Origin of the sequence: Streptomyces sp. PA03-1a, from assembly GCF_033792805.1 — a bacterium.
In the GTDB taxonomy this organism is placed as follows: domain Bacteria; phylum Actinomycetota; class Actinomycetes; order Streptomycetales; family Streptomycetaceae; genus Actinacidiphila.
Window position 1 is genome coordinate 24,510 of sequence record NZ_JARAVO010000037.1, and the last position, 24,886, is coordinate 49,395.

A 24,886-nucleotide genomic window follows, 5' to 3' on the forward strand; every position below is an offset into this window, starting at 1 on the left:
GTGTCCCCGCCGTTCCCGGCGTCCGTCATCCCACCGCCAGCAGATGGGCGGGGGCGATGCGTGACTGGGCGCGGACCGGGAGGGCCAGCGCGGCGCAGACGAGGACCACGGCGGCCAGGGTGGCGAGGAGCGCCGCCCCGCCGACGGCCGGGAGCCGCCCGTCCAGGGTGCCCCAGCCGATCGCGAGGACCGTCCCGAGCCCGGTGACCGCACCGGTGAGGCCGCCCAGGAGGGCGAGCAGGGCACCTTCGTGGTAGCTGAGCAGGGCGAGTTCACGGGTCGTCCAGCCGGTGGCGCGCAGGACGGCGAGGTCGGCGGCCCGTTCGCGCATGGACAGCACCAGGACGTCCACGGCGCCGGCGGCTCCCAGGAGCAGCGACAGGGCGACGCTCAGGTAGTCCGCGGTACGGGCCTGCGCGACGACGGCGTTGCCCAGCAGTGACCCGGCCGCCTCGCCGCGGAAGCCCAGGGTGAGGGCGAGCAGGACGGTGAAGGCCGCCACCGCCAGGGCCAGTCCCGCCGCGCCGAGCGCGGTGCGGCCGCGTACCCGCAGCAGGTTGCGTACGGCGAGTCCGAGGACCGAACGTACCGGCGCCGCGCGGCCGGTGGCGGTCACCGGGGGCGTGATCGCGTCCAGGGGCCTGAGCCGGGTGGCGCGCCAGGCCGGGAACAGCCCGGCGGTGACCGCGAGCAGCAGCGAAACGGGCAGCACGAGAGCCGCCTTGGTCCCCGCGTCGGGCAGCTTCAGCAGCAGGCCCAGGACGTAGGCGAGCACGGCGCCCACGGCGCCCGCGCCGAGGCCGATGGCCACGAGTTCGCCGAGGATGAGCCGGAGGATCTCCGGCGGGCTCCAGCCCAGGCAGCGCAGGGTGCCGATCTCGGTGCGGCGTGACCGCACGGAGGCCAGGGCGGCCTGGGCGAGGAAGAGCGCACAGACGACGAGGACCAGTACGAACAGCACGGCGCTCTTGGCGTCGACGGCCTTGAGGATGCGCAGGGCCACGCCCTTGGCGGTCCAGTTCTCGACGACGTCGACGCCGGGCAGCGCGATGGTCTGCGGCGCCGGTGAGCTGCCGATGGTGATGTCCACCTGGAGACCGGGGTACGCGGTGCGGATGCGGCCCGCGACCGCGTTGACCCGGGCCTGTGAGGCGGGGTCGACTCCGGTGACGCCGGCGACCCGGATGCGGATGGCGCTGATGGGCGCCTTGTCCTGCGCGGTCGGCTGCCGGCGGCTCGTGGTGAGGACGGGGAGCGCGTCCAGGGAGGTGAGCATGGTGGGCGGTGCGGCGAGGTAGCCGCCGAGATTGCGGTCCGGACGCAGCGGCCGGTTGTGCAGCGCCGTCCGCCCGGCCTCGTCGGCGCCGGTGACCTGGGGCGAGCGGTAGGTCTCCAGCGGTACCTCGGACAGCGAGGAGAAGCCGGGCAGCTCGGTGGCGTCGTAGCGGCCGACCGGGGTCAGGTACGGGATCGGCGTCCTGCCGTAGTCCTCGTGCGCGCACGTGCGGGTGCCCCAGCAAGAGGTTCCGGGGTGGCTGACGACCTCGCGGAACTGGGTGCCGGTGTTCTCCTCGGGCACGAACTCGACGAACTGGCGGTCGGCGTTGGTGCGCCACACCTCCGGGGACTGGTCGGCGCGGGCGCGCGGGGCCAGGCCCGCCCCGGCGCGGCGGTAGTCGACGGGGCCGACCGTCCAGTAGCTGTCGACCTGCGGGGCGAAGAGGGACTTCCCGGGAAAGCCCCGCTCCAGGTCGGCGCTGACGCGTCCCACCGGCGTGCCGCGAAGGTCGTCGACGAAGTCGTGGGCGGCGGGGCTGCCGAGCTTCGCGCGCAGGGCCGCGGGGTCGCCCGCGTCCAGCCGTTCCACCGTGGCGTTCACCCTCCCGGAGGTGAGGGTCTGGTCGCTGAGCACGGCAGGGATCGTCCAGTAGGGCTCGTTCGACCAGCCCTCCTTGCTGCCCCAGACGGGCTTGTCCCGGTCGGTGAGCATGCGGCCGGAGGTGATGGCGCGTCCGAGGCCGACCAACCGGTCCTCGGCGGCGGGGTCCACCGCCGACAGGAGCACCGGATAGGAGACCGGGATCTCGGCGACCGCCTTGTCCCGCCCCGACCGGCAGGTGAGCCAGGTGTTCATGTCGGGGTCGAACGGCGACGCCTCGCGGCGGTCCTCACGGATGAGATTGGGCTGGAGGGGCCCGAATCCGCCGTCGTCGGTGTGCTCGATGTGGACGTCGGTCTTGTTGTAGTTGTAGTACCAGCACACCGGATAGGTCCGATGGTCCGCGTGCTCCTCCAGCAGCCCTGGGAACGTGGAGTCGGAGAAGGTCTTGGACGGCTCGATCGGATTGCGGCTCAGATACACGTACTGGTCGGCGGTCCGGTAGCGGCCCAGTCCCGCGGTCAGGGTCGGCTTGATCCGCAGTAGCTGGGCGGGCGCCGTGCCGTCCAGGAAGGACGACACGTCGACCTTCAGCGTTCCCGGCACCATCAGGTAGCCGACGTTGGCGACCGGCGCGGCGACCTCGATCCCGGGGATCTTCTTGATCCGGTCGTACTGGCCGAGGCCGATGCCGCCGAAGATCCCGGACAGGAAGTTCGCCTCGACCAGTCCGTCGCCGCGCTCGACCGCGGTCCGGCTCGCGTGGGGGCGCACCAGGACGTCGTACGCGGAGCGGGCGTTCTCCCGGACGGTCTCGGTCGTCCGCGCCTGACTGGTGGTCACCGTCGAGGTGAGCAGGGTGAAGCTGGTCGCGGCCACGAGGATGCCGGCGGCCAGTGCCAGCGCGCGGGCCCGATGACGCCGCAACTGGGACCAGATCATGGCGATCACGGGCGGAGCCCTCCGAGCCGGTCGAGGACGTCGGCGGCCGGCGTCACGCGTTCGTCGGCCACGATCCGTCCGTCGCGCAGGCGCACGATCCGGTCGCAGCTCGCGGCCACCTCCACGTCGTGCGTCGCGACGAGCAGCGTCATCCCGTACTGCTCGGTCAGCGATAGCAGCAGGTCGACGATCTCCCGGCCGGTCGCGCTGTCCAGGTTGCCGGTCGGTTCGTCCGCGAGCAGCAGGCCGGGCCGGTTGATCAGCGCCCGGGCGACCGCCACGCGCTGCTGCTGACCGCCCGACAGCTCCGAGGGCAAGGCCCCCGCCCGCTGCGCCAGGCCCACGGCCTCCAGGAGTTCCATGGCGCGGGCCCGCCGGTCGAAGTCCACCCGGCGGGGCAGCACCGGCGCCAGGACGTTGTCCAGCACCGTCAGCGCGGGCAGGAGGTGGAAGCGCTGGAAGACGAAGCCGATCCGACGGCGATGGGCGTCGAGTCCGCCCGGTGTCAGCGCGGTGCCGTCGACCTCCACCGTGCCGGAATCGGGCAGGTCCATGCCACCGACCAGGTGCAGCACGGTCGACTTGCCGGCGCCGGACGGGCCGGTGAGGGCGACGGATTCGCCGTCCCCGATCTCCAGGTCGACGCCGTCCAGCGCCACGACTCCCGGGTGCCGGCGGGACACGTCCCGCAGGGTCACGCTCATGCTTCCGACCACCCCTCATGCATTGCGGCAATGCAGGGGTACATTGTCACAATACAGAGGGGACGCAAAATGCCGCTGCACCACGCAGTGCTCGCACTGCTGTCCGAGGGACCGAGCCACGGCTACGAGCTCAAGAGCCGTTTCGAGGACGCCATCGGCCCGCAGTGGGGCGGCCTCAACATCGGGCACCTGTACCAGATCCTGGACCGCCTGGTGCGCGACGGCCACGTCACCCGGTCCCAAGTGGCACAGAGCGACCGCCCCGACAAGACGCGCTACACCCTCACCGCACAGGGCCAGGACGAGTTGCACTCCTGGGCGACCACGGCATGGGTCCGCACGGGCGGATTCCGCGACGAGTTGTTCCTCAAGCTGTTCGGAGCCGCCTCACTGGGCTCCGACGCCGTGCACGCCCTGGTGGAGACCCAGCGCCAGACCTACCTCTCCGAACTCGCCGGTCTCACCCGCCTGCGGCGCGGCCACACCGACGACCCTCTGGTGGCACTCCTCATCGACGCCGCCATCGCCCACACCAAGGCGGACCTGGAACTCGTGGAGAGCGCCGTCCAGCGGCTCGCGCCGCTCACGCGGCCCCGTGTCCCGTCTCGAGGGGCGGCGGAGGAACCGGAAGCCCGCGAGCGCAGGGCGACGTAGGGCGAGCCCCGCGCCGTCGCAGTCCTGCCGGGATCATCGCGGACGCGGCGGCGTTCAGCGCGCGGTCACCCAGTCCGGCGTCCAGGCCCCGGCGGCGTCGTGGCCGGCCGCGGCGGCGGCGAGGTGGGCGCGGAGGGTGGCCAGCGCCGGGTGGGGGTTGTCGCGGTGCCACAGGAGCGAGTGCGGGTAGACGGGTGTCGGGTCGGTCACCGGGATGCGGCGCAGGCCGTGGCCCGCCGGCCAGACGAGGCTGGTGTTCCCGCCCATGAAGGTGGCCAGGGCCGGGGTGTCGGCGACGGTGTCGAGGAGCGCGTCGGAACCGAAGTTCGGGCCGGTCGCCTCGATGGTGAGGCCGAACTCGGCGACGAGGTCGTCGTAGTAGGCGGCCCACTCGGTACCCGGCACGATGCCTGGCATCCAGATCCGGTGCCCGGCGAGCTGGGCGACCGTCACCGCCCGGGCGCTCGCCAGCGCGTGGGCGGGGCCGGTGAGGAGCTCGAGCGGTTCGTCGAGCACCCGGACGGACTCGATGTCCTCGGGAAGGGGCCGGCCGGGCGCGGCGACGGCGCGGAAGGACGCGTCGATCTCACCGGACCGGATGGCGGCGACGGCCGTGCCGATGTCGAACAGCATCACCACGTCGAGCTCGATCTCGGGGTGCGCGCGGTGGAAGCCGCGCATCAGGCCCGACGCCGCGCCACGCGAGGCGATGATGTCGACGCGCAGCGGACGGCGGCCGGTGCGCACCGACGCGACCGCGCGCTCGGCGACGCGCAGCAGCTCGCGCGCGTGGGGCAGGAACGCCTGCCCGTCGATGGTGAGCTCGGCGCCGCGCGCCGTGCGGGTGAACAGCCGCACGCCGAGGCTGCGCTCCAGCGCGGCGATGCGCTTGGAGACGGCCTGCTGGGTGACCGCCAGCTCGCCGGCGGCCTCCTGGAACCGCCCCGCGTCGGCGGCGGCGACGAAGGTCCGGACGGTGTCGATGTCCATGTCGGCACCCTACGGCCACAACCGTTGGTTGTGGCCGACGGCTCTGCGGTTGTTTGATCCCAGGCCGCGGGTCTCGCTTTGATGATTCCGATCGCGGATCGGTTGTGCAGGGTGAGTGGCGAGGGGCGTCGGGCATGGGGAGCGGGCACCGGCTGGGACGGCGGTTCGGGTGGCTGTGGGCAGCGTACGGGACCAGCGCGCTCGGCACGTGGCTGGCCTTCGGCGCGTTCCCGCTGATCGCCATCCAGGTGCTGCACGCCGGACCGGCCGAGGTCGCCGCGCTCGCCTCCGTGGGGTCCGCGGTGGGCGCGGCCGTGGCGGTGCCCCTCGGCCCGTGGGTGGAGTTCCGCCGCAAGCGGCACGTGCTGATCGCGATGGACCTGGTGCGGTTCGCGGCGCTGCTGACGATCCCCGCCGCGTTCGCGCTCGACGTCCTCACCTTCCTCCAGCTCCTGCTGGTCTCGGTCGCCGTCGCGGCGGCCGACATCACCTTCCGCGCCGCCTCCGGCGCCTACGTGAAGACCCTGCTGCCGGCCGAGGACCTGCTCGTCGCCAACGCCCGCTTCGAGTCCACGGCATGGACGACCACGATCATCGGACCACCGCTGGGGGGCGCGGCGATCGGGCTCCTCGGCCCGGTGGCGACGGTGGTGGCCGACGCGGCCAGCTACCTGCTCTCGGCCCTGGGCATCCGCGCGACGGGCGGGCACGAGCCGCGGCTCGAGCGCCGGCAGGCCACGCGCATGCGGACCCGGGACCTGCTCGACGGCTGGCGGTACGTCCTCGCCGACCGGGCGCTTCGTCCGCTGTTCTTCAACACCGCCCTGTTCAACGGCCTGGTGATGGCCGTCCAGCCGTTGCTCGCCGTCCTGATGCTCGGCAGGCTCGGGTTCACAGCATGGGAGTACGGCCTCGCCTTCGCGGCGCCGTCGATCGGCGGGCTGCTCGGTTCGCGGCTGGCCCGGCCGTTCGTCACCCGGTTCGGACAGCGCCAGGTCCTGGTCGTCACGGGGGCGCTGCGCGCGCTCTGGCCCGTCGGCCTGGCCTTCCTGGGGCCGGGCACCGGAGGTCTGCTGCTGGTGATGGGGGTCGAGCTGGGGCTCATCTTCTGCTGCGGGATCTTCAACCCCGTCCACGCCACCTACCGCCTCGAGCGCACCCCGGCCGACCGGGTCGCCCGCACGCTGTCCGCGTGGGCGGTGACGACCAAGGCCTCGACCGCGCTCCTGACGGCCGTCTGGGGCGTGCTGGGAGGTCTGCTCGGGGCACGTACGGCCATCGGCCTGGCCGGCGTGCTCCTGCTGGCGACCCCGCTGCTGCTCCCCCGCCGCGCGGCAGCGCACCCGCGAGAGCCGGAGCCGGAGCCGGCGTCGAGCCGCCCCTGACGGGGTGCGCCGTCCCGACCGGCATCCCGCACACGATGATCGTTTCTGACGGTACGTCAGTGTGTCGTACACGGGTGCTTGTTGTGGACATGATCCATAGAGCACACTGGCGTCGATTCGCACAAAGAATCGAATCGCGGTGACGTGATCACCGCGGTCGCGTCCGACCGCCCGGACCGCCGCCCCGGTGGCGGTCCGCCGTACGCAGCACACCAACGAGGGGGAACCATGTCCGTACGTCCGTCGCGCAGGTCGCTGACCAGCGCCGCAGGCGCCTTCGCCTTAGCCCTGGGATCGACGCTCGCGGGCGCCGCCGTCGCGCCGACCACCGCCGCCGCCGACACGGGCGACCGCACGTCGACCGTGGCCTGCGCGTCCCTGTGGGTCAACGACTCCGGTGGCACGACCCACGCCAGGCTCCGGAACTGCTCCGTCACCTGGGGCAAGAACATCTTCGACGGCTCCTACTGGCAGACGGTGAAGTTCGAGCTGTACGACGCCCTCACCGACGGCGTCTGCGCCAAGTCGAACGTGATCCTGTCGCCCACCGGGGCCAGCTCGCAGGCGAGCGAGTGCAACGGCCTCTACACCGCGAAGTCGGCGACCTTCAGCGGCCGGGCCACCAACATCTTCATCAGGATCGCCTACGGCTCCAACTCGACCTACGGCAAGATCAGCACGAACGTCGCACCGCCGTCCGGTTTCTGACAGCCGCCGCCGGCGGGTTCGCCCCACCGGAACCACGCCGGCGCCAACGGGAGGGGATCAAGCATGCGATCGACACGCAAGGCGAAATGGGCGGCACTGGCCGCCGGAGTGCTCGCCGTACCGGCGGCCCTGGTCGTGAGCACCGCGGGGCCGGCGACGGCCAACGCGTCCTGCGGTCAGGGCGCCTGGGGCACGGACGGCACGGACGTGCGCATGACGCCGGGCGTCAGCGCGAACATGCGCAGCGGCTCCAGCGCGGCGTGCGGGGTCGTCGGCTGGGCCGACAACCAGGACGTCCTGATCTACTACTGCTGGACGTCCGGCCAGAACGGCACCTGGACGTACCTCTACAACCAGCACGACGACCGCACCGGATGGGTGAAGGACTCACTGCTGCCCTACAACGGGTCCAACCAGTACTGCGGCTTCTGACAGCCTGTCCGGCACCCCGGCACCCCGGCACCCCGGCACCGCGGCACTCCGGCGGCGCCGGCCCGCACCGCGCACCGCGCATTGGTGGGGGCCGGCGCCGCATCGCCGATCGCTAGCCCTTGCGCCGCTCGTCGATGTGGTCCGCCTCCTGCTCCGCTCCGGTCGCGGACCAGTTGGCGAGGATCGTCAACGCGTCCTCGGCGGCGGACCCGGGGGGCGCGCTGTAGACGACCACGCTCAGGCCGCTTTCGTCGGGCAGGCTCATCGTTTCCTGATCGAGTTCCAGGTCGCCCACGAGAAAATGGTTGAGGCGCTTGGTGCTGTCGCGGAAGACATGCACGTCGTGGGCTCCCCACAGCATGCGGAAGGCGTCGCTGCGGGTGGACAGTTCACCGACCAGGTTCGTCAGTTCCCGGTCGTAGGGGTGCCTTCCCGCTTCGACACGCAGGGCGCCGACGGCGAAACGGGCCATGCGTTCCCAGTCGGCGTAGAACCGCCCGGCCGCGGGATGGAGGAACGCGAACCGGGCGACGTTCGCTCCGCAGGTCGGGTCGGCGTACATCTCCGCGTACAGGGCCCGGCCCAGGGGGTTGGCGGCCAGCGTGTCGAGGCGGTTGTTCATCACGAACGCCGGCATCCGCGGCATCCCCTCGACGATCCGCGCCACGCTCGGCCGCACCGCGGGCCGGCTCTGCTGCGGCACCCGTACCCGCGCCGCGGGCGCCGGTCCCGCGGCACGGGCGAGGTCGTACAGGTACATGCGCTCGGTGGCGTCGAGCCGCAGCGCCTGGGCGAGGGCGTCCAGCACGCTGTCGGAGACACCTTTGAGGTTGCCGCGCTCCAGGCGCGTGTAGTACTCGACGCTGACCCCGGCGAGCGTGGCCACCTCACCCCTGCGCAGTCCGGGCACCCTCCGCTGACCGTACGTCGGCAGCCCGGCCTGCTCGGGGGTGATCTTGTCGCGTCTGGAGCGGAGGAAGGCGCTGACGGCGTCCCGGTTGTCCATACGGACAGGGTAGGCAGGCCGCGCGAAGCGTGGGGGACCTGGCAGTACCCCTCACGGCAGGGACTCCCCCGCCCCGGCCGTCCGGCGTTGCATGGTGTGTGCCCCGATCGCCCGGGGCCCCACCTTCATGGGTGGACAGGACCGGAAGGACGCAGACGATGAACAAGACGACCGAGACGGTGACTCAGAGCCCCGCGGATGTCGTGCGGGGGCTGTACGCAGCGCTGAGCAGGGACGACGTACCGGGTGTCCTGGAAAGGCTCGCCCCCGAGGTGATCGTCGACGAGCCGAACCAGCTCCCGTACGGCGGTGTGCACCAGGGCCGCGAGGTGTTCGTGCAGTCGGTCCTCGGCGCGATGATGGGCTACGCCGCCGTCGCCATCACCGCGGCCGAGGTGTACGAGGGGCCGGCCGGCGTCGTCGGCACGCTCACCGGAACGCTCACGGCCCACACCACCGGTGAGGAGTTCCCGCTGACCATGGTGGAGATCCACCAGGTCGAGGACGGCGCGGTGCGCAAGATCGACGTCTACACCAAGAACGCCCAGGAACTCGCCGCGTTCTACGCGCGGGCCGAGGCCGGCATCCGCTGACGACCGCCCCGGGCGGTCGGCGAGACGTCCGTCCGGTCGCTGCCGGTCTACGCGGCCGGAGCGGGCCCTCCTGGTGGGACTGTGCGCGTGGTCCATCGACGGGGTCCGGGTGAGGAACGAGGCGGTCGTGTCCGACCGGAAGCCTCCTGGTCAGGGCTGAGCAGGCCGGCGCAGGCCGCTTTCCCGCCCGCGGAGGATGCCGGGCGTGCCAGTCTGTGCGGCATGGAGAAAAGTACGGTGTGGATCGATCTGTCCGAACTCGACCCGGGCAGCGTGTCCGCCGCCCGGTGCACCTGGCACGGCGACCGTGCGCACCCGTGTACGGACGACCCCGTGACCGGGGTGGTCGACCGCGCCGGAAAGCGGTTCTCGGCTTGCGCCGAAGCGGCCCGCGCCGTGGCCGCGGACCGCGGCGTCCCTCTCCCGTCGACGGCGCTGTAGAGGAGCAGAGGGCAGGGGTACGGTCGTGCTCTGCGACCCGGGTGGTGTGGGGTGCGGAAGCGGGAACGATCCTCAGGGGTGCACGCGGTACTCGGTGATCAGGTAGTCGGCCTCGTCGTCCACGGAGTTCGTCTCCCAGTCGAGGTGGATCTCGGTGGGGTGTCCGTCGGGCGCGAACACCGCGTCCGCGACATCCGCCTTGTCCGCCCGGGCCTGCCGGAGCTGGGTGAGGAGGTCGCGCAGGGTCCGCACGTTCTGCGGCTCGCGGGCGATGGTCTGCCGGGCCGGCTCGTCGAGACCGACCGCCTCGGCCACCCTGCCGTCCGCCACGGTGATCCGGTACTTGCCCAGGCCACCGCGTTCGCCGCCTTCGGAGAGCAGCGTGAAGGAGTACCGCGCTGGCTCGGCCCATCGGGGCTCCGGGGCCGTTTCGGTATCGGAGCCGCAGGCGGTCGCGGTGAGCGCGAGCGCTGATACCGCGGTGAGCAGGAGTGCGTGAGGTCTCGGCATCGGCGTGCCTTTCCGTGGTGGGCTGTCGCTCCGACGCGACGGGCGGCGATCCGGTTCCGCGGCGGGGTGCGCGGTACGGGGTGCCGGCGAGGCTGTGCCGGCTCAGTCCTCGATCAGAGCCTTTCCGTAGTTGGCCATGGACCGGTTGTACCGCGGCAGATGCTCGGCCAGGGCGATCAGGACGAGGGACAGCCCTTCGCGCTCACGGCCGAGTGAGGCGAGGCACAGCGCGGTGACGGCGTCGAGAGCGTCATCGAGGTGGTCCGGGCCGTGGGCGCGCTCGGCCTCCAGCATCGCCAGGCCCGTGGCCGCGTCGCCGGTGTTGCGCAGGGAACTGGACATCTGGATCACGGCGCGGCGGCGGTTCTCGCCGGTCAGGCCGCCGCGTTCGAGCGCCTCGCGGTAGAGCGGGACGGCCGCGCCGGAATGGCCCCAGGAGTCGCGGGCGCAGGCCCTGTGGAACAGGCCGTCGGCATCTCCTTCGGGCAGTTCGGCCGCGAGCGCGTCGATCTGCGCGAGGAACGCGGCCTCCTCGTGGTCGTCGATGACGGCGAACAGCGCGGCGGCGCGGCGGTTGACCTCGGCGTGCCGGCCGCCCGGCTCCGCATGGTCGGTGACGTCGTGCATGCCGTACTCCTTCGATTCCCCGGTGAGTTCGACCGGTCCCGGCCGAGGTGATCAATCCTGGCCAGGCGGTTAGGATCACCACCAGTGATTCGGTACGGGCCGAATCACCGTCGCCGGCGCACGACGCTCGGGACACGGAACCCACGGGGGTGGGCGTGGCCATCAGCCTCGGCTTCGGGCCGTCCGACCTGGCCCGCTGCCGGTTCGCCTACTCCCCGGTCTTCGAGACCCTCGCCGCAGTACGCATCGCGACCGGAGCGCGGGGCCCTGGACCCGGGCCGCATCACCGTCGGTGGCTGCAGGAGGCGCTGCCCCGTCTGCAGGCGGTCGACCTGCGGCCGCTCACTCTGCTGCAGCCACGTCGCGGCTACACCCCGGACTTCCTCTCCCTGCCCCCGCTCACCTCCTCCCCGGACTTCGACGGCGAGCTCACCCGGATGGCAGCCACGCCCGCTTCCGTCGTGCGCCGCGAGATCGAGATGTCACTGCTCGACACCCCGGGTGCCCAGGCCGGCGAACTCGGGCGGCTGCTGCTCGGCGACCCGGCCGACGTGCTCGGGCTCCTCACACAGTTGGTGCGCGCGGCGTGGCAAGCGCTCGTCGAACCGGTGTGGCCGCAGGTGCGCGCAGCGCTGGAGGCCGACATCGCCTACCGCTCGCGGCGCCTTGCCGAAGGCGGTCTGGACGGCTTGTTCGCCGATCTCGACCGGACGTTGCACTGGACCGGCGACACCCTCGTACGCGACCCCGGCGGCAACGGGCACGTCGCGCTCGCCGGGCGTGGCGTGCTGCTCATGCCCAGCGTGTTCAAGTGGGACGAGGCGATCGTGATCACGCAGCCGCCCTGGCAGCCGGCGGTCGCCTACCGGGCCCGGGGCCTGGGCAACCTCTGGCAGCCGACGCATGAACTCCCGAGCGCCGCCCTGGCACGACTCGTCGGGGGCACCCGCGCCGCCCTGCTGACCGCACTCGACGAGCCGGCGTCGACGACAGGCCTGGCGCGACGACACCGGCTGGCACCCGCCACGGTCTCCGAACACCTGAAGGTGCTGCGCGACAGCGGCCTCGTCGTCGGGGCGCGACACCGTCACGAGATCCGTTACCGGCGTACACCGTTGGGGTCAGCGCTCGTCCACGGCAACGAATAGGCGGTCAGCACCGTCCCTCGTCATCCGCTCAACCCCTACCCTCCGTTCCTCCGACCCGGTCACCGGGGTCGGCGGTCCGACCCCGGCCGGAGTTTCCGATGAGCCGCCCTGCGCCGCCACCGGTTTCCATTCCGACCGGTGGCGGCGCATCTCAGGCGACGGCGCCCTCGTCCGGCGGAGCGGACGCCGCCGGGCGCGCCGGCTCACTGAAGGGGGTATCCGCCCGGACCGGCGAAGACCGCGTCGGCGACGGGACGTTCCTCTCGTCCGACGGCGTGTTCGCGAACGCGTTCTGCCACACCAGGGTGGCCGAGCCGCCACCGTCCATGTTCAGGGCGTCCACCGCGCCGAGGTCGTGGAGCAGGTGGGCCGGCTCCAGGCGGGTCGCACCTTTGCCCGCGCCCCCGTCGACCGTCACGAGCGGGGCGCTGACGGAGCGGAGTCGCCCTTGCGGGCATTGGCATGGGCGAGTGCACGAGGCTTCCGGTACGGCGGGGCGGTGTCAGTGGGGGGTCCTAGGGTGCTCCCGTGGATGTTGATGATCTCGAGTGGCAGCGGGTCCATCTCGGCGGCGTTCCGCCGCGGATCGTGGACGAGATCCTCGAACACGGCGGCCTGGAGACGCTGGTGGAGGCGGCGCAGGAACGCGGGGACTGGTTCTGCGCCGAGGGCGCGGTCCGCGGACTGTGCGCCGGGGGTGAGTTCGAGCGGGCCTGGGATGTGATCGAGCCGTTCGCGGCCACCGGCTGGCAGCCCGCGGTCCGAGTCGGCGCCGACGTCCTGATGGGGTGGGGCCGCATCGAACAGGCATTGGAGCTGGCGGACCCCGAGCAATGGGACGAGGAGACGCCCGACACGTGGCCGGACTACGCCGAGGTACTGGTCAAGGCCGGGCAGGTGGACGAGGCGATCGACGTGCTCGTGCCGCACCTGTGCGACGGATGGGTGCTCCGGTCCCTGGTGCGGATGACCGAGGGCCAGGGGCGCGACGACCAGGTGCTGGAGCTGCTCGCCCCGATGGCCGAGGAGTTCCGGCGCGGGCAGGAGCAGTGCAGGTGCGGCGGCCATGGCCTGTGGGAGGTCCTGCCTGCGCAGGCTCTCGTCCTGGAGCGGTCCGGCAGGGCGGATGAGGCGATCGGTTTGCTTGGCGCGGATGTGGCCGCGCGCCGGTACGGGCCGCAGAACACCGTTGAGTTCTATACCGAGTTGCTGGTACGGCACGGGCGGATCGAGGAGCTGCACGAGCTCGCCACCGGCACCCAGATGTCCGTCGCCGCCCGCCCCTACGTGACGGCCCTGGAGGACCTGGGACGGGCCGGGGACGCAGAGGCGTACCTCCGCCGCCTCATCGCCACCGCCGAGCATGCGACCAGGTACCGGAACGAACTGCTCGAGCTGCTGGTCCGGCAGGGTCGGTTCGAGGAGGCCATCGAGGCGGTGGCGTCCACGTTCGACGACCCCTACGAGAACCTCCTCCAGCCCACGATGCTCCTGCTGGCCGAACACGGGCACCCCGGCAGAGCCGTGGAGCTCACGGAGGGGCGCAGCGCCGAGTTCCTCGAGGAGAGCGGGTACTGGCTCCCCTCCAACCGTTGGTGGCTGATGGGCGAAGTGGGGCGCTGCCGTGAGGCCATCGCGGAGATAGAGGCACTGCCGCCGGACGAGGTCGACGACCGGGACGTGACCATCGCACTGCTGCTCGCGAAGGACGGCTGCGCGGAGGAGGCCATCGCCCACCTCCGCGAGCACCCCGGCCGCTGGTCAGCGACCGAGCTGGCCCGCTTGTTGGTCCAGCAGGGCCGCTGCGCGGAAGCCATCGCCGCCATTCCCGACGTCACCACCCAACGAGAGGAACAACGGCGCGCCTGGGCCCGCTGAGAAACACGCAAACACCTGTCTGCGCGATCAGCCCCGTGACCAGCGCGGCGAAGGTGCGGAACGCAGGCGCCGTGAAGTTCCCCGCCACCAACTCCAAGATGGCGAGCAATGAGGCGGGGACGGTCGGGTCCGGACCCGCGCTGCCCTATGACGCCACATCACCCGCCTGAGCGACCCCACGACAATCAACGAAGACGTCGAAGTCGAGGAGGAGTTCGAGAAGTCGCCCTGGAGCCCGGAGTGGCAGGTAATGATCGGTGTCGGCCATCACCTCCAGCCGCGCGCCGGGGATGCCGTCGGCATGATCACCGGACCCGGCCAGGCGCAGGCCGTCGTCGCCTCCGGCAGGGCCGACGCCGTCCTCCTCGGCCGCGTGCTGCTGCGCGACCCGTACTGGGCGCGCCCCGCGGCCACGGCACTGGTCGGGAAGGTCACCACCCCCGTCCAGTACCACCGCGCTTGGCGTCGGCGCCGCAGCGGCAGGAGGACCCAGGGCGTCCACTGCGGTGAGGCGGGCAACGCGGTCCGGCCGGCAGATGTGTCCCTGCCGGCCGGACCGTCGTGCCAGTGGGGGTCTCAGCCGTTGACCGCGGCCTCGAACTGACGGCGGACGCTCTCCGAGATACGGCCGCGGTCGCTGATCTCCACGCCGTTCGACTTCGCCCAGGCACGCACCGCGGCATTGTCGGCACCGACCTGCGTCCGCTGCTGCGGCACTCCCCTGCCACGGCTGCGCGACTGCTTGCGGGCAGCCTTCTGGAACGGAGCGAGCGCATCGCGCAACGCAGCCGCATTGTCGTCGCTGAGGTCGATCTCGTACTCACGCCCGTCGAGGCCGAAGTTCACCGTCTCGTGAGCGGTACCGCCGTCGATGTCATCGACCAGCAGAGTCTGCACGCGCTGCGCCATTTTTCTTGTTCCTTTCCCGGACAACCAACGTGACCCTACACGCAATGGGGATAGGCGACCTTGGCGAGTTGCGTGACGGTTGTTGATGCGTTTGGAACGCTCACTCCTCGGCTGGTCAGGGTCATTTCCGATCCGCTCGGCAGCCGTAAGTGCCGGGGGACACGTTCCTGTGAATCCGGAAGGCCCGCGGGATCGGACATCCCTCGGCGACGGGCCGCGCGAAGGCCGGTCGTTCGGGACAGCACGTGTGCCCGCCGTGTTCACCGCCCGCAAGGTAAGGGGCGAAATATTCGGTGCGCATGCGGTCGGCCGACGCCGTCGCTGCACCGTACCCGGGAAATCCCTGGGGCGGACGGTGAAAGGTCACCCCGGCGGCGCATCACGGGCGGCCGGCGCCGTCATCTCTTCGGCCACGGTTCGTTAGCCCGGAAGACCCAGGACATCACCTGTCGGTCCGCCACCGTCGGTGCCGCCCGAACCCAAGTGACCGGCGTCCTGCCGGAAGGGAGCTTCCCGTGGTCCTCACCAAGTCTGCCGGCCGCCGCGCCGGCGTGCTGCTGGCGACGGGTGCCGTCTGTGCTGCGACAGCCCTCCCGGGCTGCTCGTCCGCCACGCGCAGCCCGGGGGCTGCGGCCCCCTCTCGCTCGGCGTCCGCCGTCACCGTCACCGTCACCGTCGACACCATGACGTCCGACTTTCCCGCCCGGGCGAACAATCGCCTTTCCGCGGGACCAGGGCCGTGCACCGAACTGGAGGCCCATCTGGGCAACAGCCAGGTCGACGCGGGACATCAGCGGGATCTCATCGTCCTCATCAACACCTCGACCCGGCCATGCGCGCTGTGGGGCTATCCTTCCGTTGCCGTCGCAGACAGGAATGGCAGTCGCGTCGCGACCAGGATCACGCACGATGGCGGCCAAGCCTTCTACACTGAACCCGCTCGCCGCCTTGTCGTGCAGCCTTCGGGCGAAGCCTCGTTCAACGTCGCGTGGCAACGCGTGCCGGAAGGGGTGAGCGACGTCTGCCGTGCCGGCTCCGCATACATCGTGGGCGCTCCGATTGCCGCCCGCACGGCATACCTCCCCATCGACGTTTCACCTTGCTCGCACGGTCTCCTGGCGGTGTCGGCTTTCGTGCCGGGCAACGTGGGCATCAACGCCTAGCCGTCGGTGGAGGCCTATTGCCCACCCTTTCCCCTGGGTGCCTGCCGAAGACGCGTGTGGGTCCGCGTCGTCCGTCCACGGGGCCTGTCACCCTCCTGACCTTCGCGCCGTCTACAGCAGTCAGACCTGGCGTGCCGTCACCCGTCGAGCCGAATGCAAGCTGACACGCCGTGCACGCATCGGACACGGCTCGTATGGTCGGTACGCAGGCAGGACCGACCCTGAAGATGCGCAGACAGGGTTGTACCAATGGGGTTCGGCCGCTTCCCGTGTGGGGGCGGCCGTCCACATCAGGCGGCGCGGCACGCACTGCCGCCGGTAGCTCCGGCCTCACCTTCGGGCGACGTGGACCCCCCGCAGGGGTGGTGCGGAACTCCCGGCCGAACTCGATCAACTGCTCGTAGTCCTCATCGTCCTCGCAGCCCTCTCGCCTCGGCGTCGGGAGGGTGGGCACCGCGGCGCCCACCCTCCGTCAGACCGCGCCCCCGGCGCTTGAACGGCGCCGGTTCAGGTCGTCCCGCGGCGCTCCCGGGCCGCACGCGAACGCAGACCGAGGCGGATGGCGAGGGCGGCCACGCCCGTCAGGATCGCGGTCCTCGCCCACAGCGTCCCGGAGGCGTAGGGGACGGCGGCCGCCACCTCGTACGGGTACAGCAGGACGAAGAGCGGGGCCACGACCAGTACCGCCGCGCAGAGCGCCCCGTGGCGCACGCGGGCCAGGGCGAAGGACGCCGGGAAGGCCAAATTTGCCTTGCCAGCAATCGACTTGTGTACGAGGAAATATGGCGCTAGGTTTCTCGGTGTCGGCGGCACCCCAGCGGCGCACCGGCGAAGGACACGACCCGCACTGCCCAAGGAGAACAACCACCATGAACGACACCACCGCCCGCCCCGCCCCGCACAGGCCCACGGTCGTCCTGGTGCACGGCGCGTTCGCGGACTCCTCCAGCTGGAACGGCGTCATCGAGCACCTGCGTCAGGCGGGGCATCCGGTCCTCGCGCCGGCCAACCCGCTGCGGGGCCTGGCCAGTGACGCCGCGTACCTCGCCAGCGTGCTGAAGAGCGTCGACGGACCCGTCGTGCTCGCCGGGCACTCCTACGGCGGCGCCGTGATCAGCCAGGCCGCCGAGGGGGATCCGAAGGTCAAGGCCCTGGTGTACGTCGCCGCCTTCATCCCCGAGAAGGGCGAGAGCGCCCTGCAGCTGTCCAACGCCTACCCGGGCAGCACCCTCGGCCCGAACCTCGACGCGGTGCCCTTCCCGCTGGCCGACGGCGGCACCGGGACCGACCTGTACATCAAGACCGACAGCTTCCACGACCAGTTCGCCGCCGACGTGCCGCAGTCCGTGACCGACCTGATGGCCACCACCCAGCGCCCGGTCGCCGCGGCGGCCCTGGAGGAGACGGCCACCGCGGCCGCCTGGCGGTCGATCCCCTCGTGGAGCCTGGTCGCCACCGCGGACCGCAACATCCCGCCGGCGGCGCAGCGCTTCATGTCCGAGCGCGCCAAGGCCCGCACGGTGGAACTCGACGCCTCCCACGCGGTGTCGGTCTCCCAGCCCGAGGCCGTCGCCCGCATCATCCGGCAGGCCGCCGAGAGCGCCACCGGCTGACCAGGCTTCCGGCAGGTGTTCTGAGGGGTTGCCCAGGCCCGTGGCAGTCACTAGGTTCGATCGGGTGACTGCCGGGTCGGCCTTGAGCCATGCACGAGTTGGGTCGCCGGCCTCGGCGTGAGCACGAGGCGGGCAAGAGCCCCGCCTTCCTTCCGAGTCTCCCCGCGGCGCCCCACGCGGTGCCTGTTCCCCGCGAATTCGAGACCCGGAGACCGATGTCACCCATGCCGAACGACCAGCAGAACCCGTACGCGAACCAGCCGCCCGCGGCTCCCGCCCGACTGGACCACACCGCTGTCTACGCCCGGGACCGGCAGTTGTCGGCCGAGTTCCTGGCCGTCATGCTGGGCCTGAGGGTCGGCGCGCCCATCGGTCCGTTCCTCCCCGTCGATCTCGGCAACGGCGTCACACTCGACTACTACGAGAAGCTCGACGAGCCGGTCCAGTCGCAGCATTACGCGTTCCTCGTGTCCGAGGAGCAGTTCGACGAGGTGATCGCCCGCCTGGAAGCGGTGGGGGTCACCTACTACGCCGACCCCGGCCATGCCGAGCCCGGCCGGGTCAACCGCCTGTTCGGTGGTCGTGGCGCGTACTTCGCCGACCCGGACGGTCACAACATGGAGGTCATGACCCGGACCTACACCCGTCCGTAGTCGGCGGCAGTCGACCCGCCGTTCCTCCTGGCCCCGGGCGGTGAAGCCCGGGGCCGGATGAGGGTGGGGGCCGGTTCACCAGTGCGGTGACCGCATCAGACACCTCAGGCGGTTAGCAGGTCAAGCGGCGACCGCGAGTTCGGTGGGGAAGGCCGTGCTCTCATCGAACAGTGTGTGCTTCTGGAGGCAGTGGTAGAGCTGGCCGATCATGCGGTTGAACAGCTTGCGTTGGGCGGCGGCGTGCCAGTCTCCGTGATCATTGCGCCGCTTGCGATAATGGGCTTTGGCGCCGGGTGAAGCGGTGATCGCTGAGAAAGCCCACAGGTAGCCGGCGTGGTTAAGGCGGTCGTTCTTCACCCACCGGCGGGTGATGGACGACTTCTTTCCCGAAGCGCGGGTGATGGGTGAGGAGCCTGCGTATGCCTTCAGACCTCGGGCGTCGGCGAACCGCTGACGGTCGTCTCCGATCTCGGCAAGCACCCGGGCTCCGAGCTGGACGCCGAGACCAGGGAAGCTGAGGATCACGTCAGCGTCAGGGTGTTGAGGGAAAACCTCTTCGACCGCCATCGCGAGTACGCCGGACTGCCCGCCGCTCTGATGCGAGGCGTCAGTCGCCAGGCACCGTTTAGACGTCACAGTCCAGCATTCGAACAGCACCCCAAGGCTCACAGCTGCTCGAGGCACCGTTAACAAGGAATTAGGTTCGCCGGGTTGGTGGTCGGGAGCCGACCCACGCGGTCACAGCGCCAGGGGCGTCCATGTTCCGAACGCGGCGGAAGCGGCCGTGCCGCGCGCACCACCGATCCGGTGACACGGCGACTGGTCGGCGCAGTGGCCTGGGTACAGTCGCCCGATGTTGTGTATCGACCTTCCGATCGCCACTGCCCGGCTGATACTCCGCCCGTTCCGGCCCGACGACGCGGAGGACGTTTGCGAGTACCAGCGCCGGCCCGACGTCGCCCGCTTCATGCGATGGGAGCCGCGCGGACCGGAGGACGTCCGGGTGGCGGTGGAGCAAATGGCCCGGGAGACCACACTGGACTCGGACGGGGACTGTCTCAGCCTGGCGGTCGTCGAGCCGGGCACGGGGACGGTCGTCGGGCAGGTCGAACTGGTCCTGATCAGCGCGGAACACCGCCAGGGCGAGCTCGGCTATGTCTTCCACCCCGCCCACCAGGGCAAGGGCTTCGCCACCGAGGCCGCCTTCGCCGTCCTGCACCTGGCATTTGACGCACTGGAGCTGCACCGGGTGATCGGCCGCTGCCACGCGGACAACGCCGCCTCCGCCGGGCTCCTCGAACGGCTGGGCATGCGCCGGGAGGCCCATTTCATCGGAACGGAGTTCTTCAAGGGGGCATGGCGCGACGACCTGGTGTACTCCCTACTCCGGCGGGAGTGGCGGGCTTCACCCGTCCCCCGGTACACGCCACGCACCCCTGAAACAGGCACGGGAACTTGCCCTTGAGTGAGATCAACGAGCAACCCGGCGAACCCATGCGGTCACAGCACTCGGGCGTGTATCGAAAGCGCAGGTCACAGCGACTCGTTGATGGCTGCGGCCAGCACGATCGTGCAACGGTGGCGAGATCATCGAATCCGTCCGGCCGGGGAATCGTCCGGCGGATCACTGGGTTGACGAGTCAGTACTCGAGATCTTTCAAGGAGCCGACGTGTCCGACGAACCCGCTGTCCGCGAGCTCCGCTTAGTGGTCACGGCAGCCGACTATGATGCGGCGCTGCACTTCTACCGCGACGTCCTCGGCCTGACCGAGCGCGGCGCCTTCACCTCTCCCGACGGACGCGTCACCATCCTCGATGCCGGCCGAGCCACCTTGGAGCTGACTGATCCAAACCACGCTGCCTTCATCGACGAAGTCGAGGTAGGGCGGCGAGTAGCTGGCCACATTCGGGTTGCCTTCCAGGTCGACGACTCCGCCGCCACCACGTCGAAGCTGGCCGCCGCCGGAGCTCAGGTGGTCGCCGGGCCGACGCGCACCCCCTGGAACTCACTGAACTCCCGGCTTGAGGCACCGGGCGCTCTTCAGCTGACCCTCTTCACCGAGCTCGACACTTAGACGTTTCCGCGTTCGACGGCCAGGGGCAGCTTGGTGGTCAGGCCGCCGCGCGAGCGTCCGAGGCCGTGGTCGTCCGGCTCGGTGGCGATACCGCCGGGCCGTTCCTTCTGCAGGTCCCCCTATTTCTTGCCCCGGCGGCGTGCTGGTGGGCGCGCACGACGGTGGAGTCGACGTTGATGTCCCAGGTGATCAGGTTCTTCGCGTCGGCCTGAGCTTGGAGCTGGGTGAAGATTCGTTTCCAGGTTCCGCCCCGCTGCCAGCGGCGGAACAGGTCGTACACCCGGCCCCAGGGTCCGTAGTCGGTGGGCACGTCCCGCCATGGGATACCGGTGCGGATCCGAAACCGTATGCCGTCGATCAGTTGCCGCAGGGTCCATGTCGGCAGCCGGCTTTTTGCCCTTGGGCAGCAGCGGCTTCAGTACCTCCCACTGTGTATCCGTCAGATCTCCGCGTGCCACAGATCGAGATCACCCCACACCCAAGATCCACTTCCGATACACGCCCTAGTCCTGCATGAGGTTCCGCACGTAGCGCAGCACGCTGTACCAGGCGGAGTCCTCGTCCTCCATGACCGCGCCGTCGGCACGACGCATGCGTGCCAGCAGCCTGTCGCGCGCACCCTCCGGGTCGACGCCCTCGTCGGTGGCGGCCTCGGGGTCGTAGTCCGGCCGTTCCTCCTCCAGCGCGTGGAGGAAGAACGCCAGCGCGTCCACCGTGCTGTTGAGCAGGTGCGGTCCCCCGTCCTCCGGAATGCAGTACACGGCCCCGGTCCTGGTGTCGGCGACGACGTCGTCCATGCCGATCCCGCCGAGGGACAGCCACGACGACATGTCGAAGGGGCAGTTCGGGTACTTCTCCGAGACGGCCTTCCAAGCCTCGCCGCCGATGCGCAGGTCGCCGTCGACGAGCCGCTGGTCCGCCATGAACCAGCCGATCCGGTCCGGAAGGCCCACGTCCCTCAGAAAGACCCGGGTCGGCTCGTGGATGACGCCGGCGAGGGCAGCGTCATCCACGGTCACCAGCTCGTCGGGGCCGAAAACCGACTCCATCGCGACGCGGTCGACCAGGGGTCTCATTTCGCAGCTCCCGGCCCTTCACTCGGGGGTGCCTGACGGCCGACGGTGATGACGGTCTTGCCGCGGGCATGGCCCCGCTCCACGTGGCGCATGCCCTCGGCAGCCTCCGCCAGCGGGTAGGTACGGTCGACCACGGGGGCCAGCCGGCCCGCCTCCATCAGCGCGGCGACGGCGAGCAGGTCCTCGTGGGTGGGCCCGGCCGGGGCCGCCGGGAAGATGACGCGCAGCCGCTGCCGGACGAACGCGTTGGCGGCGACCACGCGCAGCGTGGAGGCGACCGCACCGAACACGCGGCCGGGCGAACCGCCGCCGTTGGCCACCAGGATGCCTTCCGGGGTGAGTGCCCGGCGCAGCCGGGCCGGCGGGTGGTTGCCGACGTTGTCCAGGATCAGGTCGTAGCGTGCGCCCGACCCGGTGAAGTCCTGCCGGGTGTAGTCGACGACGTGCGCGGCGCCCAAGGAGCGTGCCAGGTCGGCGTTGCCGGGGCTGCACACCGCGGTGACCTCGGCGTCCAGGGCCGCGGCGATCTGCACCGCGAAGTGGCCCACGCCTCCGGCGGCGCCGTTGACCAGCACCCGCTGCCCGGCCTGCGCCCGGCCCACGGTGCGGATGCCGCGCAGCGCGGTCACCGCCCCCATCGGCACCGCCGCCGCCTGTTCGAAGGTCAGCCCCGCGGGTTTGGGGACCACCAGGTCGGGGGTGGTACGGGCGTACTCGGCGAAGGAGCCCGGGCAGAAGCCCAGCACCTCGTCCCCGGGTGTGACGCCGTGCACGCCCGCGCCGACCGCCTCCACGTGCCCGGCCGCGTCGATGCCCGCCACCGGCACCCTCGGCCGGGTTGCCCCCATGCCGCCCATCAGCCGTGCCACATACGGGTCGCCGCGCATCATGTGCCAGTCGTACGGGTTGACGGCCGCCGCACGCACCCGCACCAGTACCTCGCCGGCTCCCGCCTCGGGCCGCTCGACGTCCTCCAGGCGCAGGACTTCCGGCGGACCGAACCTCTTCTGGACGATCGCTTTCATCGAGCTCCCCAGCCCCTCGTCGCCGACCGCCCGGAGCGGTACGCCCGGGCGGTGCGCCACTCAACTCCCTTGTCACGCACGGTAGGTGTACGGCGTACACCCGTCAAGAGGTGTGGGAGGGGAAGGCCGCCCGGGCGGCGATCCTGCCGCCGCGTCAGGCCCGGTTCCGGAGCCGCTCCAGGCCGTCCAGCATCAGGTCGAGGGCGAACTCGAACTCCAGCTGGTCGTCGCAGCCGGCACCGACGACGGACTGCGCGTCATGGGCGACCGCCATGGCCAGCTCGGTGACGTGGGGGTAGCGTGCGGCCATCTCCTCGGGTGGCGGTGCGTCCGGATCCGGCTCGCCTCCCGGGCTGTCCTCGAACAACTCCTGGGAGAAGCCCAGGACACGGCTGCCCATGACGTGCATCGCATGATGGACCAGGTCCAGCGGGAAACCCCCGGCCCTGAAGATCCCGATCATCGAGTCCAGGTACGCCAGCACCGCCGGCGTCGGGGTCGTCCGCGCCTTCATCCGCGCCTCGATCACCCCGGACGCCCACGGATGACGCAGCAGCATCCGGCGCGCGGACAGCACACGCCCCCGCACCGCACCCTGCCAGTCCGCCCCGGCGACCGGCGGGTCGATCTCGCCGACCACGGCATCGATCATGCCGTCGAGCAACTCGTCCTTGTTCGCCACATGCTTGTACAGCGCCATCGGCACCACACCGAGCGCCCCCGCGATCTTCCGCATGCTCAGCGCCGCGACCCCGCCGTCATCGGCCAGGGCCACCGCGGCACCCAGGATCCGCTCCCGGCTCAACGGCTTGCGGGGCCGCATCGTGGCTCCGGACTGCATGGCGATCTCCACCGTCCCCCTCTCAACTGCTCCACCGGGCCTGCCCCGACACGTCCCCACCGGCACGCGCCGACAGGCCGGGCCCCATCCTCCCCCACACCGGCCGCCGATGCGTGTGGGGTCAGCTGTCGCTGCGCCGGCGCGGGTGCCGGACGGCGGCGAGGCCGGTGCAGGCCGCGGCCGCCAGGAGCAGGAACGTCGCCCCCTCTCCGTAGGAGCCGGACGTGCTCGCGATGACCGGCCCGACGCACAGGATCGCGCCGTAGGACAGGACCTGGGCGGCCGTCCCCGACCGGTAGAACACCCCCACCGCGCACGCCACGGCCAGCAGCAGGAGAATCACGATGCCCGGCATGTCGTCGCGCACCCACAGCAAAGTGGCCGGTGCGACCGCCGCGAAGGCCCCCGCAAGGCCGGGACGCAGGCAGGTCAGCATCAGCGCGGTGAGCCAGGCGGCGACCAGAGCCGTCATGGCCGAGCTCGAGTAGGCGTAGGAATCCCACGTGGAGATCACCACGGGCAGCGCCAGCAACGTCGCCACGAAGGGGGCCAGCCGTTCGCCCCGCCACAGGGAGCCGATCTTCACCCCGCCCGGTGCGGGTGCGGCGGGGGGGCGCCGCCGCGCCCGTGCCCGCCACCGGAGGGATCGTCGGCGCCGACGCGGGCTGAGGGGGCGCCGGCGGTGCCGGCTGCGCGACACGCGCTGCCGGGGGCGGCCCGGCCGGCACCGCCACCTGCTCCTGCGGCCCCGCGAGGCGGGTGCCGCCAGCCGTGCCCGCCAGGCTGCCGCCGCTGTGCAGGTTCCCCAGGGCGTCGCGCAGGGCGCCCATGCCCAGGAACCGCTGCTCGGGCTGCTTGGCCAGCGCGCGGAGCACCACGGAGTCGACGGCGCCGGGCAGTTGCGGGCGCAGTGCCGAGGGCGGCACCGGGTCCTTGGCGAGGTGCTGGTTCATCACCGCGAACGGCGAGTCACCGGTGAAGGGCGGCCGGCCGGTGAGCAGCTCGTAGAACAGGCACCCCAGCGAGTACTGGTCGGTGCGCGCGTCCACCGCCGTGCCGTGGATCTGCTCCGGCGAGAGGTAGGCGGGCGTCCCCACGGTCATCCCGGTCGCGGTCAGCCGGGTCGCCGTGTCGGCGACGACCTTGGCGATGCCGAAGTCGAGGATCTTGACCTGGCCGTCAGCCGTGATCATCACGTTGGACGGTTTGACGTCGCGGTGGACCAGCCCCTGCGCATGGCTGTGGGCCAGGGCGTCGGCGACGTCCCGCATGATCGCCGCCGAGCGCTCCATCGTGAGGGGACCGTCGCCCAGCACCTCGGCGAGCGTGCGCCCCTCGATGAACTCCATGACGAGGTAGGGGACGACCTCCTCGCCGCCGGTGTCCTCACCGACGTCGTGGAGCACCGCGATCCCCCGGTGGGTGAGCGAGGCGACCGTACGGGCCTCCCGGCGGAATCGGGTCCGGAACTCCTCGTGCCGGGTCAGCTCCGGGGGCAGCACCTTGACCGCCACGGCACGGCCGAGCTCACGGTCGATCCCGCGCCAGACCTCGCCCATGCCGCCCCGGCCCACGGTCTCCACCAACTCGTACCGCCCCGACAGCACACGCACGGCGTACCTCCCGCCCCGTTC

At 71.4% G+C, this 24,886-nt stretch carries 28 protein-coding genes and 2 pseudogenes; 14 read left to right on the plus strand and 16 right to left on the minus strand.

The window, feature by feature from the left end:
* Positions 1-25 precede the first annotated feature (25 nt).
* Positions 26-2,821, minus strand: a complete 2,796-nt coding sequence (locus PV341_RS11010) for an ABC transporter permease (RefSeq protein ID WP_500357539.1) — start codon at positions 2,819-2,821, stop codon at positions 26-28.
* A 5-nt stretch (positions 2,822-2,826) separates the two neighbouring features.
* Positions 2,827-3,525, minus strand: coding sequence for an ABC transporter ATP-binding protein (locus PV341_RS11015; RefSeq protein WP_500329244.1), 699 nt, complete (start codon positions 3,523-3,525; stop codon positions 2,827-2,829).
* 69 nt (positions 3,526-3,594) lie between these two features.
* On the opposite strand from PV341_RS11015, the gene PV341_RS11020 reads away from it, so the two are divergent.
* Positions 3,595-4,179 (plus strand): PadR family transcriptional regulator, encoded by a 585-nt coding sequence (locus PV341_RS11020; RefSeq protein ID WP_500357522.1) that lies wholly within the window; start codon positions 3,595-3,597, stop codon positions 4,177-4,179.
* 54 nt (positions 4,180-4,233) lie between these two features.
* Here the strand turns inward: PV341_RS11020 and PV341_RS11025 are convergent, their stop codons facing one another.
* Positions 4,234-5,169: a LysR family transcriptional regulator gene (locus PV341_RS11025; RefSeq protein WP_500357524.1), complete on the minus strand. Its 936-nt coding sequence runs from the start codon at positions 5,167-5,169 to the stop codon at positions 4,234-4,236.
* Between the two features lie 134 nt (positions 5,170-5,303).
* Here PV341_RS11025 and PV341_RS11030 point away from each other — a divergent pair, with 134 nt between their 5' ends.
* From PV341_RS11030 to PV341_RS11040, 3 genes are all read left to right on the plus strand, one after another.
* Complete coding sequence (locus PV341_RS11030; protein ID WP_500357526.1) at positions 5,304-6,554, plus strand: MFS transporter; 1,251 nt, start codon at positions 5,304-5,306, stop codon at positions 6,552-6,554.
* Positions 6,555-6,782: 228 nt separating this feature from the next.
* Positions 6,783-7,262, plus strand: coding sequence for a hypothetical protein (locus tag PV341_RS11035; RefSeq protein ID WP_500329240.1), 480 nt, complete (start codon positions 6,783-6,785; stop codon positions 7,260-7,262).
* A gap of 63 nt (positions 7,263-7,325) precedes the next feature.
* The gene (locus PV341_RS11040; RefSeq protein ID WP_500329239.1) at positions 7,326-7,694 is read left to right on the plus strand and encodes an SH3 domain-containing protein; all 369 of its coding nucleotides are present in this window, start codon (positions 7,326-7,328) and stop codon (positions 7,692-7,694) included.
* A gap of 112 nt (positions 7,695-7,806) precedes the next feature.
* Here PV341_RS11040 and PV341_RS11045 read toward each other — a convergent pair whose 3' ends face one another.
* Positions 7,807-8,700: a helix-turn-helix domain-containing protein gene (locus tag PV341_RS11045; protein WP_500357527.1), complete on the minus strand. Its 894-nt coding sequence runs from the start codon at positions 8,698-8,700 to the stop codon at positions 7,807-7,809.
* 158 nt (positions 8,701-8,858) lie between these two features.
* Between PV341_RS11045 and PV341_RS11050 the strand changes: the two genes are divergently transcribed.
* Complete coding sequence (locus tag PV341_RS11050) at positions 8,859-9,293, plus strand: nuclear transport factor 2 family protein (RefSeq protein ID WP_500357529.1); 435 nt, start codon at positions 8,859-8,861, stop codon at positions 9,291-9,293.
* A gap of 222 nt (positions 9,294-9,515) precedes the next feature.
* Positions 9,516-9,734 (plus strand): hypothetical protein, encoded by a 219-nt coding sequence (locus tag PV341_RS11055; protein ID WP_500329236.1) that lies wholly within the window; start codon positions 9,516-9,518, stop codon positions 9,732-9,734.
* 72 nt (positions 9,735-9,806) lie between these two features.
* Here PV341_RS11055 and PV341_RS11060 read toward each other — a convergent pair whose 3' ends face one another.
* Both PV341_RS11060 and PV341_RS11065 read right to left on the minus strand, forming a co-directional pair.
* On the minus strand, positions 9,807-10,244 hold the full coding sequence (locus PV341_RS11060; RefSeq protein ID WP_500329235.1) for a DUF6174 domain-containing protein: 438 nt from the start codon (positions 10,242-10,244) through the stop codon (positions 9,807-9,809).
* Positions 10,245-10,346: 102 nt separating this feature from the next.
* Positions 10,347-10,871 carry a tetratricopeptide repeat protein gene (locus PV341_RS11065; protein WP_500329234.1) on the minus strand — a complete coding sequence of 175 codons (525 nt, stop codon included), beginning with the start codon at positions 10,869-10,871 and terminating at the stop codon, positions 10,347-10,349.
* Between the two features lie 155 nt (positions 10,872-11,026).
* Between PV341_RS11065 and PV341_RS11070 the strand changes: the two genes are divergently transcribed.
* The gene (locus tag PV341_RS11070; protein ID WP_500357531.1) at positions 11,027-12,019 is read left to right on the plus strand and encodes a DUF5937 family protein; all 993 of its coding nucleotides are present in this window, start codon (positions 11,027-11,029) and stop codon (positions 12,017-12,019) included.
* Positions 12,020-12,170: 151 nt separating this feature from the next.
* On the opposite strand, the gene PV341_RS11075 is transcribed toward PV341_RS11070, so the two are convergent.
* Positions 12,171-12,437 (minus strand): phosphodiester glycosidase family protein, encoded by a 267-nt coding sequence (locus PV341_RS11075; RefSeq protein WP_500329232.1) that lies wholly within the window; start codon positions 12,435-12,437, stop codon positions 12,171-12,173.
* Between the two features lie 110 nt (positions 12,438-12,547).
* Here PV341_RS11075 and PV341_RS11080 point away from each other — a divergent pair, with 110 nt between their 5' ends.
* Together PV341_RS11080 and PV341_RS11085 are read left to right on the plus strand one after the other, a co-directional pair.
* A complete protein-coding gene (locus tag PV341_RS11080) occupies positions 12,548-13,897 on the plus strand; it encodes a tetratricopeptide repeat protein (RefSeq protein ID WP_500329231.1) in 1,350 nt (449 codons plus the stop codon).
* A gap of 301 nt (positions 13,898-14,198) precedes the next feature.
* On the plus strand, positions 14,199-14,501 hold the full coding sequence (locus PV341_RS11085) for a hypothetical protein (protein ID WP_500329230.1): 303 nt from the start codon (positions 14,199-14,201) through the stop codon (positions 14,499-14,501).
* Here PV341_RS11085 and PV341_RS11090 read toward each other — a convergent pair.
* Entirely contained in the window at positions 14,474-14,806 is a 333-nt protein-coding gene (locus PV341_RS11090; RefSeq protein ID WP_500329229.1) for a histone-like nucleoid-structuring protein Lsr2, read from the minus strand. The two genes, PV341_RS11085 and PV341_RS11090, sit on opposite strands and share 28 nt — an antisense overlap.
* A 515-nt stretch (positions 14,807-15,321) precedes the next feature.
* Between PV341_RS11090 and PV341_RS11095 the strand changes: the two genes are divergently transcribed.
* Positions 15,322-15,969, plus strand: coding sequence for a DUF4232 domain-containing protein (locus PV341_RS11095; RefSeq protein WP_500329228.1), 648 nt, complete (start codon positions 15,322-15,324; stop codon positions 15,967-15,969).
* Positions 15,970-16,476: 507 nt separating this feature from the next.
* On the opposite strand, the gene PV341_RS11100 is transcribed toward PV341_RS11095, so the two are convergent.
* On the minus strand, positions 16,477-16,713 hold the full coding sequence (locus PV341_RS11100) for a hypothetical protein (RefSeq protein WP_500329227.1): 237 nt from the start codon (positions 16,711-16,713) through the stop codon (positions 16,477-16,479).
* Positions 16,714-16,838: 125 nt separating this feature from the next.
* On the opposite strand from PV341_RS11100, the gene PV341_RS11105 reads away from it, so the two are divergent.
* Together PV341_RS11105 and PV341_RS11110 are read left to right on the plus strand one after the other, a co-directional pair.
* Positions 16,839-17,582 (plus strand): alpha/beta fold hydrolase, encoded by a 744-nt coding sequence (locus PV341_RS11105; RefSeq protein ID WP_500329226.1) that lies wholly within the window; start codon positions 16,839-16,841, stop codon positions 17,580-17,582.
* A gap of 224 nt (positions 17,583-17,806) precedes the next feature.
* Complete coding sequence (locus tag PV341_RS11110) at positions 17,807-18,235, plus strand: VOC family protein (RefSeq protein ID WP_500329225.1); 429 nt, start codon at positions 17,807-17,809, stop codon at positions 18,233-18,235.
* Positions 18,236-18,355: 120 nt separating this feature from the next.
* Here PV341_RS11110 and PV341_RS11115 read toward each other — a convergent pair.
* Positions 18,356-18,808: pseudogene (locus tag PV341_RS11115) on the minus strand (IS110 family transposase); the annotation flags it as partial.
* Between the two features lie 280 nt (positions 18,809-19,088).
* On the opposite strand from PV341_RS11115, the gene PV341_RS11120 reads away from it, so the two are divergent.
* A complete protein-coding gene (locus tag PV341_RS11120) occupies positions 19,089-19,700 on the plus strand; it encodes a GNAT family N-acetyltransferase (RefSeq protein ID WP_500357533.1) in 612 nt (203 codons plus the stop codon).
* A 205-nt stretch (positions 19,701-19,905) separates the two neighbouring features.
* On the plus strand, positions 19,906-20,310 hold the full coding sequence (locus PV341_RS11125) for a VOC family protein (RefSeq protein WP_500357535.1): 405 nt from the start codon (positions 19,906-19,908) through the stop codon (positions 20,308-20,310).
* A gap of 37 nt (positions 20,311-20,347) precedes the next feature.
* On the opposite strand, the gene PV341_RS11130 is transcribed toward PV341_RS11125, so the two are convergent.
* The 6 genes and pseudogenes from PV341_RS11130 to PV341_RS11155 form a co-directional block, all read right to left on the minus strand.
* Entirely contained in the window at positions 20,348-20,695 is a 348-nt protein-coding gene (locus PV341_RS11130; protein ID WP_500357541.1) for a transposase, read from the minus strand.
* A gap of 118 nt (positions 20,696-20,813) precedes the next feature.
* Complete coding sequence (locus PV341_RS11135) at positions 20,814-21,386, minus strand: SUKH-4 family immunity protein (RefSeq protein WP_500332235.1); 573 nt, start codon at positions 21,384-21,386, stop codon at positions 20,814-20,816.
* A complete protein-coding gene (locus PV341_RS11140) occupies positions 21,383-22,411 on the minus strand; it encodes an NAD(P)-dependent alcohol dehydrogenase (RefSeq protein WP_500357537.1) in 1,029 nt (342 codons plus the stop codon). Before PV341_RS11140 ends, PV341_RS11135 begins: the two co-directional genes overlap by 4 nt.
* Before the next feature lie 154 nt (positions 22,412-22,565).
* A complete protein-coding gene (locus PV341_RS11145) occupies positions 22,566-23,252 on the minus strand; it encodes a TetR/AcrR family transcriptional regulator (RefSeq protein ID WP_500332237.1) in 687 nt (228 codons plus the stop codon).
* 121 nt (positions 23,253-23,373) lie between these two features.
* Entirely contained in the window at positions 23,374-23,838 is a 465-nt protein-coding gene (locus tag PV341_RS11150) for a hypothetical protein (RefSeq protein WP_500357543.1), read from the minus strand.
* Positions 23,839-24,151: 313 nt separating this feature from the next.
* A pseudogene (locus PV341_RS11155) lies at positions 24,152-24,811 on the minus strand (serine/threonine-protein kinase); the annotation flags it as partial.
* Positions 24,812-24,886: the final 75 nt, after the last annotated feature.